This is a genomic window from Oerskovia enterophila (assembly GCF_001692445.1).
Taxonomy (GTDB): domain Bacteria; phylum Actinomycetota; class Actinomycetes; order Actinomycetales; family Cellulomonadaceae; genus Oerskovia; species Oerskovia enterophila.
The window spans coordinates 54085-70629 of the sequence record NZ_MAQA01000021.1; the positions used below are offsets into that span (position 1 = coordinate 54085).

The window sequence follows — 16545 nt, forward strand, 5'->3', positions numbered from 1 at the left end:
CCCCGTGCCGTCACGGTCGCGCCGGGCCGGGGAACCCCGTCCAGCGCAGATCGGTCGGCAGGTGGGCCATGTCGTTGAGCACCGCGAGGGTGGGGGGCAGCCCGGCCCGGTACTCGACGAGCGTGAGCGCGGCGTTGGCGCTGCTCAGGCCGAGCCAGCGCGCGGGCGGCGCGTCCAGGGCGTGCCGCACGAGCCACGCGATCGGGTAGTCGTGCGTGACGAGCACCTCGTGGACGTCGTCGCTGCCGTGGACCGCCGGGTCGGGCGCCGACGCGAAGCGTGCGACCAGCGCGTCGGCGGTCCGGCGCCCCGCGCTCGCCTCGGCCTCGTCCCAGCCGTCGAAGAACCCGGCCCAGGACCGGGGCATCTCGTCGGGCGGCGGGACGTAGGGGACGTGGTCGACGAGCTCTGCCGCCTCGCTCGTGCGCGCCTGCGGCAGATACCTGGCCAGCTCGCGCGCGCTCGCGGCGGCGCGGGGGAGAGGGGAATGCCAGACGGCCGTCACGGGCACCCGGGCGAGGCGCTCGCCCACCAGCCGCGACTGCCGGCGACCGACGGCGGTGAGCTCGCCGAACGCGTCGGCCGCGCCGTGCCGGACGAGGTAGAGATGTCGTGCTCCCACGGACGGTCCTCTCAGGGGTCAGGTGTTCGCGGGAGGTGCAGGAGACGTCGACGTGCTCGACCCCGTCGTGACCGTGCCGCTCGAACCGTCGACCGTGACGATGCCGCCGTCGGGGATCGACGTGGTCGCTCCGGGGACGCCCAGGACCGCGGGGATGCGGCGCTCGCGGGCCACGATCGCCGCGTGCGACAGCACGCCCCCGGTCTCGGTGACGACTCCCGCGGCGACGTGGAGCAGGGGAGTCCACGCGGGGTCGGTGAACGGGCAGACCAGGACGTCGCCCGGACGCACCCGCGAGAAGTCGGACGCGTCGCGGACGATCCGCGCGGGCCCGGTCGCCGCGCCACGACTTCCCGGGATGCCGGTCAGGACCCCGTTCCCCGGGTCCTGATCCGGCGGAGCGGGCGCCGGTGACCACGAAGGGAGGTCCGCAGTGACGGGCCGGGCCTGCAGGATCCAGAGAGTCTCCCCGGCCAGGGCCCACTCGACGTCCTGGGCCCCGCCGAGCGCCTCGACGACGCGCTGCCCCAGGTGGGTTAGCCGTCGGGTGGTCGCATCGTCGAGCACGGGGCGGTCCCGGTCGTCCGCGCCCACCGGGGTCGCGACGACCCCCGGGCCCCTCCGGTCGAGCCGGGTCCCCTTGCGGCCGACGGTGAGCTCGACGGCACCGTCACCCCGGACCCGGTAGGAGTCCGGGGTGACCCTGCCCTCGACGACGCTGGGCCCGAGTCCCCACGAGGCCTCGATCTCGGTCGTGCCGCCCGGCGCGGCGGGGGCGAACAGGACCCCGGAGGCGTCGGCGTCCACGAGGCGCTGGACCAGGACTGCCATGGATGCGCCGTCGTCCGACGCGTCCTGCGCGCTGCCTCGGCGGTAGGCGGTCGCCCGCGGCGAGTGCAGCGAGGCCCAGCAGGTGCGCACGGCGTGCGCGACGGCGTCGGGACCCTGGACCGCGAGGAACGACTCGTGCTGCCCCGCGGCCGACGCGCGCGCCGTGTCCTCGCCTGCCGCCGACGAGCGCACGGCGACGGGCGGGTCGCCCAGCGCACGGAGCCCTCGTGCCAGCGCGTCGACCAGGGAAGTGGGGAGCGGGACGCCGGCGTCCGACCGGCCGGGCTCAGCGGCGGGACGCCGGGCCACGAGCCCGTGCACGTCGAGCGGCACGCCGAAGGGGACGACGAACCCGTCGGGCACCGCGAACCCCGCGCGCGCGAGCATCCCGAGCGTGCCTGCCTTGCCTCCGCACGTCTCCCGCTCCGCCTGTGCGAGGGGGATGATCATCCGTACCGCCTTCAACAGATTGTTGACAACAATCTGTTGATTGTGCAGGATCGTCGCATGTCACGCAAGAAGGACCTGGGCAGCGCAGGGCACGAGACGGCGGGTGCCGACCAGGACCAGGCGCGCCGCGAGCACGACGCGCGCACCCACCTCCTAAGCCTCGGTGCGGACGCGCTCGCGGACCGCCCGTGGCAGCCTGCCCCCGTGCCGCCGTCGGCCGTGGACCTCGCGCGCTTCGCGCTCTGGCGCTCGTCCGAGCTGGCTCCGACCGACCTGCTCAGCGCGCTCGCGCTCCTGCCCGCGGCCCGGGCGGAGGTGGCCGGGCTCGAGGACGCGCTGCTGTTCACGGCCCGCAGCGCGGGACTGACCTGGGCCCAGATCGCCGACGCGATGGGATTCAACTCGCCGCAGGCGTGCCAGCAGCACTACCAGCGGCTCGCGGCCAAGCAGGAGGAGCGCACGTGACCCAGGACTCGCCCGTCGACCTGCTCGTCCTGCACGCCGTGCGCGTGGTCGGGTTCGCCGACGTCCCGTCGCTCGCCCGCCGGTTCGGGACAGACCAGGACGAGACGGGGGAGCTGCTCGAGGACGCCGAGGCGCGCGGCTGGGTCCAGCGATCGGGCTTCGCGGGCCTCGCGGGGTGGTCGCTCACGGTCGCGGGGCGCGTCGAGAACGAGCGGCAGCTCGCGGCCGAGCTCACGCGCACGGGGCGCGCCGAGGACGTGCGGGAGGTCCACCGCGACTTCCTCCCGCTCAACGCGCGGTTGCAGCAGGCGTGCACGTCCTGGCAGCTGCGGCCCACGTCCGGCGACCGCCTCGCCGCCAACGACCACACCGACCCGGCGTGGGACGCCGAGGTGCTGGGCGAGCTCGCCGCGCTCGACCGCGCGCTCGCACCGCTCGTGCGACGGCTCGGCGACGTGCTCTCCCGGTTCTCGGGCTATGACGTGCGTTTCTCCGCCGCGCTCCACCGGGTGCAGGCGGGCGACGGCGGCTGGGTCGACCGCACCGACGTCGAGTCGTGCCACCGGGTGTGGTTCGAGCTCCACGAGGACCTCGTCGCGACGCTCGGCGTCGACCGGGGCGCAGGGGTCTGAGACGGCCGCGCGCCCCGCATGCCCGACCAGGTCACCCCGCCCCGCGCGGTCGGTCGAGCGGCGGTACGGCGGCCGGTCGGGGGGACCGCGGTGCGCGCCGCGTCCGTGACAGGACGGTCCTCTGACGACCGTAGACGGTGGTGGGGCGACTCGCAGTCCCCAGGGCTGCCCGGGCGCCCCAGAGGCCGGCGGTGCACGTGGAGCGCACGGTGGACGGATCCACATCGGTTTCACCGAGGAGGCTCGAGATGTATCTGCACGTGCAGCGACTGATCAACGACATCGTGGCGGACGAACCCGACCCGGCGGCCGCGAACGCCCTCCAGGAAGGCCTGGGTGGCCAGTTCGGCGAGATGCGGACGATGATGCAGTACCTGTTCCAGAGCATCAACTTCCGCGGCCCGACGGGCAAGCCGTACCGGGACCTGCTCCAGGGGATCGGGACCGAGGAGATCAGCCACGTCGAGCTGATCGGCACGACGATCGCTCGACTCCTCGACGGTTCACCGCGCTACAACGGGAAGAAGACCGACCCCCTGGACACGCCCGGAGCCGGCGGGAAGACACCGCTCGACCTGGCCCTGGGGGAGGGCAACATCCATCACTACCTGGTCGCCGCTCAAGGTGCCCTGCCCGTCGACGCAGCCGGCAACCCGTGGAGCGGCAGCTACGTCTACAACTCGGGGAACCTCGTCCTGGACCTGCTCTACAACCTGATGCTCGAGTCCACGGGACGTCTGCAGAAGTGCCGGATCTACGAGATGACCGACAACAAGACCGCCCGGTCGACGATCTCCTACCTGATCGTCAGGGATCAGGCGCACGAGAACGCCTATGCCCGGGCCCTCGAGACGCTGGGTGTCGACTGGGGCAAGCTGCTGCCCATACCCAAGACGAACGCTGAGAAGTTCCCCGAGGTCAAGAAGCTCGTCGACCTGGGGCTTCAGTCCAAGCAGTACACGTTCGACCTCGAGGGTGCCTCGGAGGCCGGGCGGATCTTCCAGGGGATGTCGCCCTCGAACGACGGGACGGAGCTCGACGCGACCGAGCAGGCCCCGCCCGGCGTGCCGTCGACCATCGCCCGGGAACGGTACGAGGAGTTCTCTCCCGGTCTCGATCCCGAGCTCCTCGCGCTCATCCAGGCGACGGCCGACCTCGAGATGGCCACGGCTGCAGAACCCCTGTTCGCACCGACGAGCAGGGGCTAGTGCGGGTGACGTGGCGCGTCTCACCACGGCTCGCGCTGCGAGGCCTCTGCCCCGCGGCCACGATGGAGGAAGCGCACTGCGCTGAAGGAAGCTGAAGGAACGAGCATCGAGGAGGACTACATGGCTGTCCGCAAGGAGCTGCCCGAGTACACCGTCCCGTCGCTGACCCTGGAGGACGGGGGGAAGGTCGCCGCGATCCTGCAGGGGCGTCTCCACGCGCTCAACGATCTGGCGCTGACGCTCAAGCACATCCACTGGAACGTGGTGGGTCCGCACTTCATCGCGGTCCACGAGATGATCGACCCGCAGGTCGATGCCGTTCGCGAGATGGTGGACAGCACGGCCGAGCGCATCGCCACGCTGGGCGTCCCGCCGCGCGGCACGCCGGGTGCGATCGTCGCCGAGCGCACCTGGGAGGACTACAGCCTGGGCCGTGCGTCGACGATCGCCCATCTCGGTGCCCTCGACGAGGTCTACCGGGGCGTCATCGCCGACCACCGCCAGGCCGCCGCCGACACCGAGGACCTCGACACCGTGACCAACGACCTCCTGGTCGGTCACCTGCGCGACCTCGAGCTGTTCCACTGGTTCGTCCGCGCGCACCTCGAGTCCTCGGGTGGAGAGCTCTCGACCTCGGGCGCGACGACCGAGACCGGTGCCGCTCGCAAGGCGGAGGCCGCAGCCAAGAAGGAAGCCTGACCGACGACGCGCCGTCCCCCTGCTCGCACCTGCGGGCAGGGGGACGCGTCGTCCCTGGACCCGTGCGGTGGTGACGGGTCCGGTGCGTCCGGGAGGCGCCGTCGGCCCGGTACGCGGCCGACTCAACCGACCCGAGATGCCGGCACGAGATCCTCCCGCAGGTGCCGCGCGTACCCGCCGGGAGTGCGACCCGTCGAGCGGCCCGACGTCAGGACGCAGCCCGCGTCCGAGGCGACGACACGGGCGCCCGCGAGCCGGGCGCGCTCCACCAGGCCCACGTCCTCGTGCTCGGCGACCCCCGGAAACCCGCCCGCCGCGAGATAGACGTCCGCGCGGATCCCCAGGTTGGCGCCGTGCACGTGCCCGTTCGCGTGGCCCGGGGCGTGGGTCGCGACCCATGCCTCGCGCTGCTCCGCAGAGAGGTCCGCGAAGTCCGGGCGCACCGTGCCGATCACCACGTCCGCGCCGTCCTCGGCCAGATCGAGCTGGTGGGTCAACCACGGTGCGGGGACAGCAGAGTCCGCATCGGTGCTGACGACCCAGGAGCCTGACCCACCCGGGCCCAGTCGCTCGAGCGCTGCGGCGACGCCCGAGGCGCGTGCTGCTCCGACCCTGCGGTGGCACGTCTCGATCACGGTGAACGGTGCAGCTCTCGCGATCCTCGCCGAGCCGTCCGCGCAGTCGTCGAGGACGATCACGACCTCGACCCGGACCGTGGGCCGCGCGCTCCTCAACGCTCCGACGGCCACCCCCAGCGCGGCGAGGCACCGGGGCAGCAGCGATTCCTCGTCGTTCACCGGGACGACGACGGCGAGCCCCGTCACCCGGTCCGCCGGGGTCATGCGAGCCCCTCCGCGGTGGCCACGGACACGGCAGGGGGGCGGACGAGGACGTCGAGCACGAAGTCCTGCTCGAGGTGACGTGCGAGCCGGGCGAGACCAGGTCGGGCGGCCAGGGCGGCGTGCACCTCGTCCCCGCCGAGCGGGTACCCGGCGACCGGGTGCCGCCAGTGGCAGGCGACCAGCACGCCGTCGTCGCTCATGGACTCCAGGGCCCGGTCGATCACCGTTTCCAGGTCGGTTGCGCTGAAGTAGTAGCCGACCTCGGAGAGGACCACGAGGTCGAACCGCCCCGGGGGCCACTCTCGCGGCACCTCGAGGCGCAAGAGCTCCACGGCCTGCCCGAGACGCCTGCGGGCCGCGTCGAGCGGAGCCTGCGCGAGGTCGACACCCGTCATCCGGTCGCACCGGGCGGCCAGGGAGGCCGTCAGGACCCCGGTCGAGCAACCGATCTCCACCCCGGCCCGGAAGCGAGGCCGAGGCAGCGCGGCGAGCGTCAGATCCCGCTTCCTCCTCTCGTACCACCGGGTCTCGAACCCCCACGGATCGCTCCGCCCCCGGTAGAAGTCGTCGAAGAAGGCCACCGGAAGAGTCTCCGCCGTGGTCCTGGCGGCAGCCTGGCCGGGGGCAGCGCTCCGCGGCTCGTCCGCGACGAAGACCTCCACCTCACGCTCGGAGCGCAGGAGCATCTCGGGGCCGACCACCGCGGCGTCTCGGGGGTCGGGCGAGAGGGGGCTCACCTGGGACCGGTACGCCGACACAGCCCGGGACTTGGCGGCCCTCTCGTCCGGTGTGAGCGTCAGCCGTCTCATCGTCACCTGGTCGCTGACGTCATCGGGAGAGGCCCAGTGCCACCACCAGATCGGGTACTCCACCAGCTGCGCATCCTGTTCCGCAGCGACCGCGGCCGCCACCTCGCCCGCGATGCGGTGGTCACGGTGTCCGTCCCCGCGCCACGGCGCGCACAGCAGCGGCCGGCCCGGTGGGGCCACGGTGGGCGCTCTGTCGCTCGGTCCGACCGAGACCAGGACCTTGCTCAGCTCCTGGTGCAGCGCGGCCCGATGCTCGCGCAGGCCGCCGTCGGGCAGGCCCAGGAAGCGCACGTCGGCGTCTGGTGCCATGCAGGCGACCGCCTCGACCAGCTCGAGGCGACGCCGTGCTGCGAGGTCCGCCGGAGAGTGGGTCGGGGAGCCGGGGTGCGACCCCTCGCCGTCCGTCGCGACGACCACGGTGACAGGAGTTCCTCGGCGCGAGGACCGTACCAGGAGGCCCGCGGCCCCGAGCGCCTCGTCGTCGGGGTGCGCAGCGAGCACGACGAGGTGCGGGGTGGCCGCGGACACCACGAGTGGGGGCAGACGGTCGAGGAACCCGCTGGCGCGCCACGCGGCCTCGGTGGTCCCGGCGTCCCGGTGGTCGAACCTCACCACGGTGCGCTCGTGCGGGCGACGAGATCACGTCCGAGCGAGGCGTCGTCGCGCTCGGCATGGTGCTGGCGCACGTAGAGCGTGAGGTCGGCGAGCCGGCGCGCGTAGCCCTCGTCGACGGTCATCGGCCCTGGACCCAGAGCGTGGGAGCAGTGCTTCACCGTCTCGTCCACGGCCCGGACCACGACACCTCGCGCTCGACGGGCGAGCACCCCCGGCGCGAGGGCCTCGGTCGTGGCCTCGTCGACGAGTCGGCTCACCTCTGCGAGCGAGGCCCGGGCGCCCGAGAGAGCGACGTCGACCGCGCCCAGGTGGGCGAGCGCGAGCTGATCAGGGTCTCGACGCTGCGTCGACGCGAAGAGCTCGCGTGCCAGGCCCACGGCCCCGCCCCACCAGCAGGCGGCGACACCGATGCCGCCCCACGCAAAGCCCGGCCGCTCGAGGTACCACCCCGGGCCGCCGACAGGCACCGCGCGGGCCGCCCGCAGACGCACGGGCGCACTGACGATCTCCGGGAGCCCTCGAGCCACCCATGGTCCCGGGTCGGGGCTGACCTCCGGTGCCCGGAGGTCGAGGGCGAACAGCCGACGTCCGTCCCCGGCCCATGCGGTCACGAGTGCGTGGGAGAGGGAGTCGGCGAGCGAGCACCACGGCTTGGTGCCGGTCAGCTGCCAGCCTTCGGTCGACCATGCCGCCTCGAGGCGTACCCCGGGCCCCTCGGCGGCGAAGACCCCCCAGGTGCTGTCCTCGTCGGCGCCGATCGAGGCCAGGTCGACGCCACCGGGGACCTGGGCAAGGATCGAGAGGGCGTCGAGGTGCGGCTCGAGCACGCGGGCCACCCCGACGTCCACCGCTGCGGTCGAGGCGAGCAGCTCCCAGGGCTCGAGCACCCCTGCGGTGCTGGCGACGGGGACGGTCCGCCCGACGCGGGCCGCCCAGGCGAGGGCCGGGCCGACGTCTCCCCGCAGGACGGGGACGTCGGCGAGTGCCGCCGTCAGTCGGAGAGCGCGCCCGGCGTCCGGGCGGGAGGGGTCGAGCACGACGGCGGTGGGCAGCGCCGTGGTGGGCAGTGCGGTCAAGGCGACTCCAGACGGGTTCGAGGTCTCCGCACCGTAGGCCGGGTCGCGACGGCTCGCACGCGGCAGGGACATGTCCTGCGTCGCCGAGGGGGCGACCTTGACACCCTGCCGTGTGTGAGCGCTAACATGCAGCAGACCGGACGGGGGAGATGCCCGGGGCAGGCCACCATGCGCACGGCGCGCCGTCGGGTTGTCGGACGTTCATGCACGGGGCTCGAACGCTCCCGCACTGCACATCGCGGGCATGCCCGAGCCGCACGCTCGACCGGTCAGAGCTCGTGACCTGCACCAGCGGGACCTGCGAGCTCCCCGCAACGTCCGGCCCGTCAGCTGTCGACGGGCCGGTTCCGAACACTGTCGTTCGAACGGAAGAGAGCACGATGAGCACGCACAGAGAAGCGGTCGTCACGCGCCGACCGAGACCGCACCCGGGAGCACGCGCCGTCGCGGCGCTCCTCGGGGCCGCACTGGTCCTCACGGGCTGGGCGCCCGTCGCCGCAGCCGCCGACGCCGGCCTGCCCGCCCCGGTCCTGGACCTGCGCTTCGAGGGGGACCTCGCCGACGTCTCGCCCGCGGCGCACCCGGTCGTGGCCAAGGGGCACGCGGGCTCGACGACGACGAACCTGGGCTGGGTCCCGGGGGTCGCCGAAGGGTCGCAGGCCGTCGAGCTGGGAGGCAGCACGTTCCTCGACCTCGGGGCGTCGACCGACCTGCAGCCCGAGGACCTGACGCTGTCGTTCTGGCTGCGACCCACGGGGAAGATGACCGGTGAGCAGGTCGTGAGCTGGAACAAGGGTGCGTACAACTCGGACGGCTGGTACCTGTCCTCGGAGTCGGACACGTCGCCGCTCGCGCTGTCGATCGGCCCGGCGTCGGGCCAGCCGTACAAGGTCCGGGTGGCCTCGGCCGACCGCGCGTCGTTCCTCCCCGCGGACGAGTGGACGCACCTCGTGGTCACGTACGACGCGGCGACCAAGGACGTGGCGTTCTACCGCAACGGTGAGCAGGTCCCGGCGACCGTCGCGAGCCCGATCGGCTCGGGCGGCGCGACCGGTGTCCTGGGCTCGTCGCCCACGCTGCCCAAGACGATCGGGTTCAACGGTCCGTCCTACAACGGGTCCTACCTGCGGGCGGGGCTGGACCAGTACCGCCTGTACGACGGCGTCGCGTCGCTCGCCGACGTCGTCGGGCTCTACGAGGAGTCCGGACGGGTGATCGACCGCGAGGCGGTCGCGCAGGCCGACGCCGACGGGCTCTCGCTGCCCGAGCGGGTCACGGTCGCGCTCGTCCTCGCGGCAAGGGGCTCGCGGGGCTCGACCATCACGTGGGAGTCGTCGGCTCCCGACGTCGTCGCGACCGACGGCACCGTGACCCGGCCCGCCGAGGGCCAGGACGACGCCGAGGTCACGCTGACCGCCACGGCGCGGTACCTCGACGGGCCGCCCGTGACCCGCGAGCTCCGCGTGGTGGTCCCCGCACTGGTGTCGATGGACCCCCTCGAGAACAGCGGCCTGCCCACGGTCCTGCTGTCCGACGACTTCTTGAACAACGCCGCGTCCAAGGAGCAGGACTACCTCCTGAGCCTGAGCTCGGAGACGTTCCTCTACGAGTTCTACAAGGTCGCCGGGCTCGAGCCCACGACTCCCCAGGGGTACGGCGGCTGGGAGCGCAGCGACGCCGTGAACTTCCGCGGCCACGCGTTCGGGCACTACATGTCGGCCCTCGCGATGTCTTACTCGGGCACGCCCGACGGGGCTACCAAGGAGGCGCTGTCGGCCGAGATCGTCGCGGCCGTCGACGGTCTCGAGCGGGTGCAGGACGCCTACGGGGCGGCCCACCCGGGCAGCGCGGGCTACGTCTCGGCGTTCCGCGAGAGCGTCCTGGACCAGGTCCAGGGCACCGGGCCCTCCGACGAGAACGTGATCGTGCCCTGGTACAACCTGCACAAGGTGCTGGCGGGCCTGCTCGACGTCGCGGAGTACGTCGACGGGCCCACGGGCGACAAGGCGCGCGAGATCGCGAGCGGGTTCGGCCTCTACGTGTCCGGTCGGGTCGCGAAGCTCCCGAGCACCGACGTGCTGCTGCGCACCGAGTACGGCGGCATGAACGAGGCGCTCTACGAGCTGTTCGACCTCACGGGTGACGTCCGCATCAAGGACGCCGCCGAGGCGTTCGACGAGGTGTCGCTCTTCCGACAGCTCGCGTCGGGCCAGGACGTCCTGGCGGGCAAGCACGCCAACACGACGATCCCCAAGCTCATCGGTGCGCTCAAGCGGTACACGGTGTTCACGCAGAACCCCGAGTACTACGACCTGCTGACCCCGCAGGAGAAGGAGGAGCTGCCGATGTACCTCGCTGCGGCCGAGAACTTCTTCGACATCGTGGTCGAGCACCACACCTACGTGACCGGGGCCAACAGCCAGTCGGAGCACTTCCACGCGGCCGACTCGTTGTTCGACCGGGCCGCGAACCAGGGGACCCGCGCCAACGCGGAGACGTCCGAGACCTGCAACGAGTACAACATGCTCAAGCTGTCGCGCGAGCTCTTCCGGCTGAGCAAGGACGTGCGGTACGCGGACTACTACGAGAACACGTTCATCAACACGATCCTCGCCTCGCAGAACCCCGAGACGGGCACCACGACGTACTTCAACCCCATGGCGCCGGGGTACCACAAGGTGTTCAACCTGCCCTTCACCGAGTTCTGGTGCTGCACGGGCACGGGCATGGAGAACTTCTCCAAGCTCGGTGACTCGATCTACTTCACGGGCGAGGGGTCGGTCTACGTCAACATGTTCTTCAGCTCGACGTTCGAGCACGCGGAGCAGAACCTGGTGCTGACCCAGACCGCTAACCTCCCCAACGAGGACACGGTCCGGTTCACGGTCGGCGCGCTCGACGGCGGAGCGGTCGCCGAGGGCACCACGCTGCGCCTGCGCGTGCCCGACTGGATCGCGGGCGAGCCGACCGTGACCGTCAACGGCGCCGCGGTCACCCCGACGCTCTCGCGCGGGTACGTGGTCCTGACGGACGTGCGCGCAGGTGACGTGATCGAGTACACGATGCCGCTCGACGTCACGCTGCACAGCACGGCCGACAACGAGAGCTTCGTGGCCTTCAAGTACGGGCCCGTGGTGCTCAGCGCGGGGCTCGGCACCCGGGACCAGGGCGGCTCGGTGGGCACGGGGATCCTCGTGCGCATCTCGACGTTCGACCCGGAAGCGCAGACGACCATCACCACGGCGGGCATGGACGCGGCCACCTGGAAGGAGCGCCTCGCGGAGAACGTCGTGCGCATCGAGGACTCGGCGGCCGGCGACGTCCAGTTCGTCCTGAAGAACACCTCGGACGCGGGCGACCTGGTGTACGCCCCGCACACCTCGCGCTGGGACGAGCGGTACGGGATCTACATGAACCTCGAGGAGCCCGACGGCCAGGCCGCGCAGGACCGGATCCTGCGGGCCAAGCAGGAGGAACGCGCGAAGGACCTGACGATCGACAGCCTCACGAGCTTCGACAACAACAACTTCGAGAACGCGAAGAACCTGCGCTCGAGCGCGTCGGGCGTCGGGGTCTTCGCGGGGCGCCAGTACCGCGACGCCCAGGCGGGCGGGTGGTTCAGCTACGACCTGGTGATCGACCCGAGCGCGGACGAGAACTACCTGGGGGCGACGTTCTACTCGGGCGACCGCGGGCGCAGCTTCGACGTGTACGTCGACGACGTGCGGCTCAAGACCGTCACCGTGACCGACAAGGCCGAGAGCAAGGACGAGCAGGGCTTCTACGTCGACTCGACCGAGATCCCGGCCCGGTTCCTCGAGCTCGGCCCGGACACCCGCTACAAGAAGGACAGCAGCGGGAACCTCGTCCTGGACGAGGACGGCCAGAAGATCCCCGTCGTCACGGTGCGCTTCCAGTCGACCGGTGGTCTGGTCGGCGGGCTGTTCGGGGTCCGGACGGACAGGTCCGCGGTGTTCGACAGCACCCCTGAGCTCTCGGCGCTCTCGTTCGACACGGGGGTCCTCGCGCCGGAGTTCTCGCCCGCGCGTGCGCAGTACGAGCTGCGCGTCGCACCGGGGACGACGGCGGTCACGCTCGACGCCGACCCGCACGTGGCGAGCGGACTGGTCAGGGTCGACGGGATCCTGGTCGACGACACGATCGGTCGCCGGGTCGCCCTCGCGAGCGACGGTGGCCCGACGACGCTCGAGATCATGGCGATCGCGCAGGATCACACCACGTCGATGACGTACACGGTGACGATCGTCGCGGCCGACGAGCCGGCCGAGACGGTCGAGGTCGCGGTCGACGTCACGCCGCGCTGCGTCGCGGGCAGGGCCCAGCTCGCGGTGCGGGCCGTCAACGGTGAGGCGGTGCCGGTCGACGTGAAGATCACGACGGCGTCGGGCGCGAAGTCCTTCACCGGGGTCGCGCCGGGCAAGAGCGCGTCCCAGACGTTCGCCGTGCGGACCGCGAGCCTGGCCGCGGGCAGCGTGAGCGTCACGGCGAGCGCGGTCCTCGACGGCTCGGCCGTGACCAGCGTCGTCGAGGTCGAGCACGACGCGCTCACCTGCGGCTGACGGCCGGGCGCGTCGGTGCGGCCGGGCAGACGTCCCGGCCGCACCGGCGCGCGGCCGTCGGTTCCGGTCCAAAGCCACGGCCCGACGGCGTGCCCCGGCACCCCGCGTCCGTCCGGGGATCGGGGACCGGGGGCACCCGCGCCTCGCGGCCCGTGCCCGGACGAGTCAGGACGCGGGCGACATGCCCGCGGTCGGGTCCTGCGCCGTCGGCTCCTGCGCCTGCCCGGGCGCCCGCTCGGAGGCGGTGTGCCCGACGTCCGCGTGCCGGCGCGTCGGCCACCAGAACGCGCGCCCCTCGAGCGCGGACAACGCCGGGACCAGCAGCGGGGCCATGAGGAACGCCGCGACGACGATCCCCACCGCGACCCCGAACCCCAGCTCGGCCAGGTTCGCGATGCCCGTGAGCATGAGCGAGGCGAACGTGCAGGCCAGGATGATCCCGGCCGCCGCGGCCGTGGGCGCGTCGTGCGTGATCGCGGTGCGCGCGGCCTCGCGCGCGCCGGCCCCGGCCCGGTACTCCTCGTGCATGCGCGCGGCGATCAGGATGTTGTAGTCGGTGCCGATCGCGACGACGAACAGGTACAGCACGATCGGGATCGAGAAGTCGATGCCCCCGTACCCCAGGGCGTGCAGGTAGAGCAGGACCACGGCTCCGAGGGTCGCGGTGAAGGTCAGGGCCACGCACACCAGCAGGTTGACCGCCCCGAGCAGCGCGGTCAGGAGCAGGCCGAGGATCACCACGATGATGACCGCGGCGATCGGGAAGACGCGCCCGGTGTCGGCGCGGAGCTGGTCGCGCACGTCGACGAACGCGGACGTCTGGCCGCCCACGTAGACCTCGGCCCCCGGGACCGACCCGTGCGCGGCCTCGCGCAACGGGCCCTCGACGGTCGCCATGGCCGCGTCGGAGTACGGGTCGTCCGCGAGCACCACGGTCACCAGCGCGGCGGTGCCGTCGGTCGTGACGGAGGGCGGGGCGACGGTCGAGACGCCGGGCACCGCGGACAGGCTCGTGGCGAGGGTCGTCAGCGCGGTCGGGTCCAGCGGAGCGGAGCCCACGACGTAGACCTGCGTGGGGCTCAGAGCACCGGCCGGGAACGACGCGTCGAGCGTCGTGTAGGCCTGGCGCGAGGCGGTGCTCGCGGGGAGCTCGTCGAGCGTGTCGTACGTCGCCTGGTAGCCCGAGGCGAACAGCGTCAGGACCACGAGCACGGCGCCCACCCCGAGCGCGGGCACGACGGGGCGGCGCGCCGTGAACCTTCCCACCGCCGCGAACGGGCTGCGCGCGGGCTCGCGGCCAGGACCGAGCGGCCAGAACAGCGACCGGCCGAGCAGCGCGAACAGCGCGGGGATCAGCGTCAGCGCGGTGAGCAGCATGACGGCCACGGCCACGATCAGCCCGGGCGCCAGCGTGCTCAAGGACTCGAGCCGCGCGAACAGCAGCGCCGCGAACGCGCCGATCACGGTCAGTGCCGACGAGGCCACGACGCGCCCGACGACCCCCACCGAGGCCTCGAGCGCCTCGCGGTGCGTCTCGCCGCGGCGCAGGTGCTCGCGGTAGCGGAACAGGACGAACACGATGTAGTCGGTGCCGATGCCGAACAGGACCACCACGAGGATGGGCTGCAGGGTGTCGCTCACCTGGAAGTCGAGCAGGTCGGCCAGCAGGGCCGTGAGGCCCGTGACGACCGAGAGCACGACGCCGATCACGACGATCGGGATCACCGCGATCAGGGGGCTGCGGAAGACCAGCCCCAGGAGCAGCACGATGAGCAGCACGGTCGCGATCGTGATGGTCCGCTCGGCGCTCGCGTAGGCCGAGGTCGTGTCGACCTGGATCGCGGCGTTGCCAGTGAGCGCGCTCGTGAGCCCGCTCCCCGCGAGCGCCTGGTCGGACGCGGTCCGCAGCGCCGGGACGGCGTCGTCGACGGCCTCGTCGCCCGGCTGTCCGTCGAACGCGACCGACAGCGCCGCGGTCAGCCCGTCCGTCGAGAGGGACTGCGGGGTCTCCTGCACCGAGACGACGCCGGGGATCGCGTCGGTGCCCAGCGTGGTCGCGAGTCCCGCGACGGTGGTCTGGTCCGCGGCGGTCAGGGCCGCGCCGTCGTCGCGGACGACGACCAGGCTGCCGGTGGCCCCGGACTGCGCCGGGAAGCTCGCATCCCCCGCGGCCTGGGCCTCGACCGACTCGAAGGTGCTCGGCAGGAACGACTGCTGGTTGCCCGTGGTGTAGTCGTCGAGGCTCGGCGCGAACACGATGACTGCGGCCGCCAGGACGATCCAGGTGCCGATGACGCGCCACGGGTGAGCGATCACCGTTCGAGCGATGCTGCCGAACATGGGCGTGCCTTCCCCTCGGGAGGATCCCGGGTACTCGACCTCTCCAGGGTGGCACCGGCGGATGGGCACGACAACCGGGGCGCCCGGGGACCTCCGGGGCCCCCGGGTCAGGGTCCGGCGGGACCCTCGAGGAGCGCCGCACGGATCGCCTCGACGCCGATCCGCACCTCCTCGAAGCTCGTGGACAGCGGGGACAGGCCGAGCCGCAGCCCGTCGGGTCGGCGGAAGTCCGGGACGACGCCCTGCTGCCACAGCCGCGGGACCACGCGCTCGAACTCCGCATGGTCGATCGTGACGTGGCTGCCGCGCCGGTCCGCGTCGCGGGGTGAGGCGACGGCGACCCCGAGCGGGACCAGCAGCTCGTCCACGAGGTCGAGCGCGAGTTCGGTGAGCCGGACCGACTTGGCCCGCACACGCTCCATCCCGGCGTCGGCGAGCAGGTCGAGCATGTCCTGCATCGCGAGCATCCCCACGACCGCGGGCGTCCCGCTCAGGAACCGCCGCACCCCCGGGTGGGGTGCATACTCGGGGCCCATCTCGAACGGCGCGGCGCTGCCCATCCAGCCCTGGATCGGCTGGGTCAGCGTCGCCTGCAGGTCCGCGCGGACGTAGCCGAACGCGGGGGACCCGGGGCCGCCGTTCAGGTACTTGTAGGTGCAGCCCGCGGCGAGGTCGACGCCCCAGGCGTCGAGCTCGACCGGGACGGCCCCCGCCGAGTGGCACAGGTCCCACAGCACGAGCGCCCCGGCGTCGTGGGCGAGGCGCGTGATCGTCGCGGCGTCCGCGAGGTGCCCTGAGCGGTAGGCGACGTGGCTGAGCAGCACGAGCGCGGTGCGCGGCCCGACGGCGTCCGCGACCTGCTCGGCGGTCACGCCGCCGTCGTGGGCCGGTGCGATCCAGCGCAGGGTCGCGCCCCGCTCGGCCGCGACGCCCTGGAGGACGAAGCGGTCGGTCGGGAAGTTCCCGCTGTCGAGCACGATCTCGGTGCGGTCCGGGCGGGCCTCGAGCGCCGCGCGCACGAGCTTGTAGAGGATCACGGTCGTCGAGTCGCCCACGAACGTCTGGCCGGGCGCGGCCCCGAGCACGGTCGCCCCGATCCGGTCGCCGACGCTCAGCGGCAGCTCGTACCAGGACTCGTCCCAGCCGCGGATCAAGCGGGCTCCCCACTGCTCGGTCGCGAAGCGCGCCAGTCGGTCGGCGCTCGCGTGCGTCGGGCGCCCGAGCGAGTTGCCGTCGAGGTAGGCCACGACGTCGTCGGACGCGACGAACGCGTCCCGGAAGGGCGCGAGCGGGTCCGAGGCGTCGAGCAGGGCGGCGCGCTGCGCGGGAGTGCTCGGGCGTGCCTGCGGGGAGGCGGCGGGGGAGTCGGTCACGGG

12 protein-coding genes are annotated in these 16545 nt (G+C 72.7%); 5 read left to right on the top strand and 7 right to left on the bottom strand.

Annotation, left to right across the window (positions count from 1 at the left end):
* Positions 1-10: 10 nt before the first annotated feature.
* Positions 11-622 (bottom strand): histidine phosphatase family protein, encoded by a 612-nt coding sequence (locus OERS_RS10235; RefSeq protein WP_068625678.1) that lies wholly within the window; start codon positions 620-622, stop codon positions 11-13.
* An 18-nt stretch (positions 623-640) separates the two neighbouring features.
* Entirely contained in the window at positions 641-1903 is a 1263-nt protein-coding gene (locus tag OERS_RS10240; protein WP_068625679.1) for a PEP/pyruvate-binding domain-containing protein, read from the bottom strand.
* A 57-nt stretch (positions 1904-1960) separates the two neighbouring features.
* Here OERS_RS10240 and OERS_RS10245 point away from each other — a divergent pair, with 57 nt between their 5' ends.
* From OERS_RS10245 to OERS_RS10260, 4 genes are all read left to right on the top strand, one after another.
* Positions 1961-2368 carry an SANT/Myb-like DNA-binding domain-containing protein gene (locus OERS_RS10245; protein ID WP_068625680.1) on the top strand — a complete coding sequence of 136 codons (408 nt, stop codon included), beginning with the start codon at positions 1961-1963 and terminating at the stop codon, positions 2366-2368.
* Entirely contained in the window at positions 2365-3000 is a 636-nt protein-coding gene (locus tag OERS_RS10250; protein ID WP_068625681.1) for a transcriptional regulator, read from the top strand. Before OERS_RS10245 ends, OERS_RS10250 begins: the two co-directional genes overlap by 4 nt.
* A gap of 248 nt (positions 3001-3248) precedes the next feature.
* Positions 3249-4208, top strand: coding sequence for a manganese catalase family protein (locus OERS_RS10255; protein WP_068625682.1), 960 nt, complete (start codon positions 3249-3251; stop codon positions 4206-4208).
* 120 nt (positions 4209-4328) lie between these two features.
* Complete coding sequence (locus OERS_RS10260; protein ID WP_056763696.1) at positions 4329-4907, top strand: Dps family protein; 579 nt, start codon at positions 4329-4331, stop codon at positions 4905-4907.
* A gap of 122 nt (positions 4908-5029) precedes the next feature.
* Here OERS_RS10260 and OERS_RS10265 read toward each other — a convergent pair whose 3' ends face one another.
* From OERS_RS10265 to OERS_RS10275, 3 genes are read right to left on the bottom strand one after another with little or no spacing between them, the layout of a single operon-like run.
* Entirely contained in the window at positions 5030-5749 is a 720-nt protein-coding gene (locus tag OERS_RS10265) for a glycosyltransferase family 2 protein (protein WP_068625683.1), read from the bottom strand.
* Positions 5746-7173, bottom strand: coding sequence for a bifunctional PIG-L family deacetylase/class I SAM-dependent methyltransferase (locus tag OERS_RS10270; protein ID WP_068625684.1), 1428 nt, complete (start codon positions 7171-7173; stop codon positions 5746-5748). The genes OERS_RS10265 and OERS_RS10270 overlap by 4 nt, the downstream gene beginning before the upstream one ends.
* Positions 7167-8249: an acyl-CoA/acyl-ACP dehydrogenase gene (locus OERS_RS10275; protein WP_139107777.1), complete on the bottom strand. Its 1083-nt coding sequence runs from the start codon at positions 8247-8249 to the stop codon at positions 7167-7169. Before OERS_RS10275 ends, OERS_RS10270 begins: the two co-directional genes overlap by 7 nt.
* Positions 8250-8629: 380 nt before the next feature.
* Between OERS_RS10275 and OERS_RS10280 the strand changes: the two genes are divergently transcribed.
* Positions 8630-12829: a beta-L-arabinofuranosidase domain-containing protein gene (locus tag OERS_RS10280; protein ID WP_068625685.1), complete on the top strand. Its 4200-nt coding sequence runs from the start codon at positions 8630-8632 to the stop codon at positions 12827-12829.
* A gap of 165 nt (positions 12830-12994) precedes the next feature.
* On the opposite strand, the gene OERS_RS10285 is transcribed toward OERS_RS10280, so the two are convergent.
* Both OERS_RS10285 and kynU read right to left on the bottom strand, forming a co-directional pair.
* Positions 12995-15169: an MMPL family transporter gene (locus OERS_RS10285; protein ID WP_068625686.1), complete on the bottom strand. Its 2175-nt coding sequence runs from the start codon at positions 15167-15169 to the stop codon at positions 12995-12997.
* 107 nt (positions 15170-15276) lie between these two features.
* The gene (gene kynU / locus OERS_RS10290) at positions 15277-16542 is read right to left on the bottom strand and encodes a kynureninase (protein ID WP_068625687.1); all 1266 of its coding nucleotides are present in this window, start codon (positions 16540-16542) and stop codon (positions 15277-15279) included.
* Positions 16543-16545 lie beyond the last annotated feature (3 nt).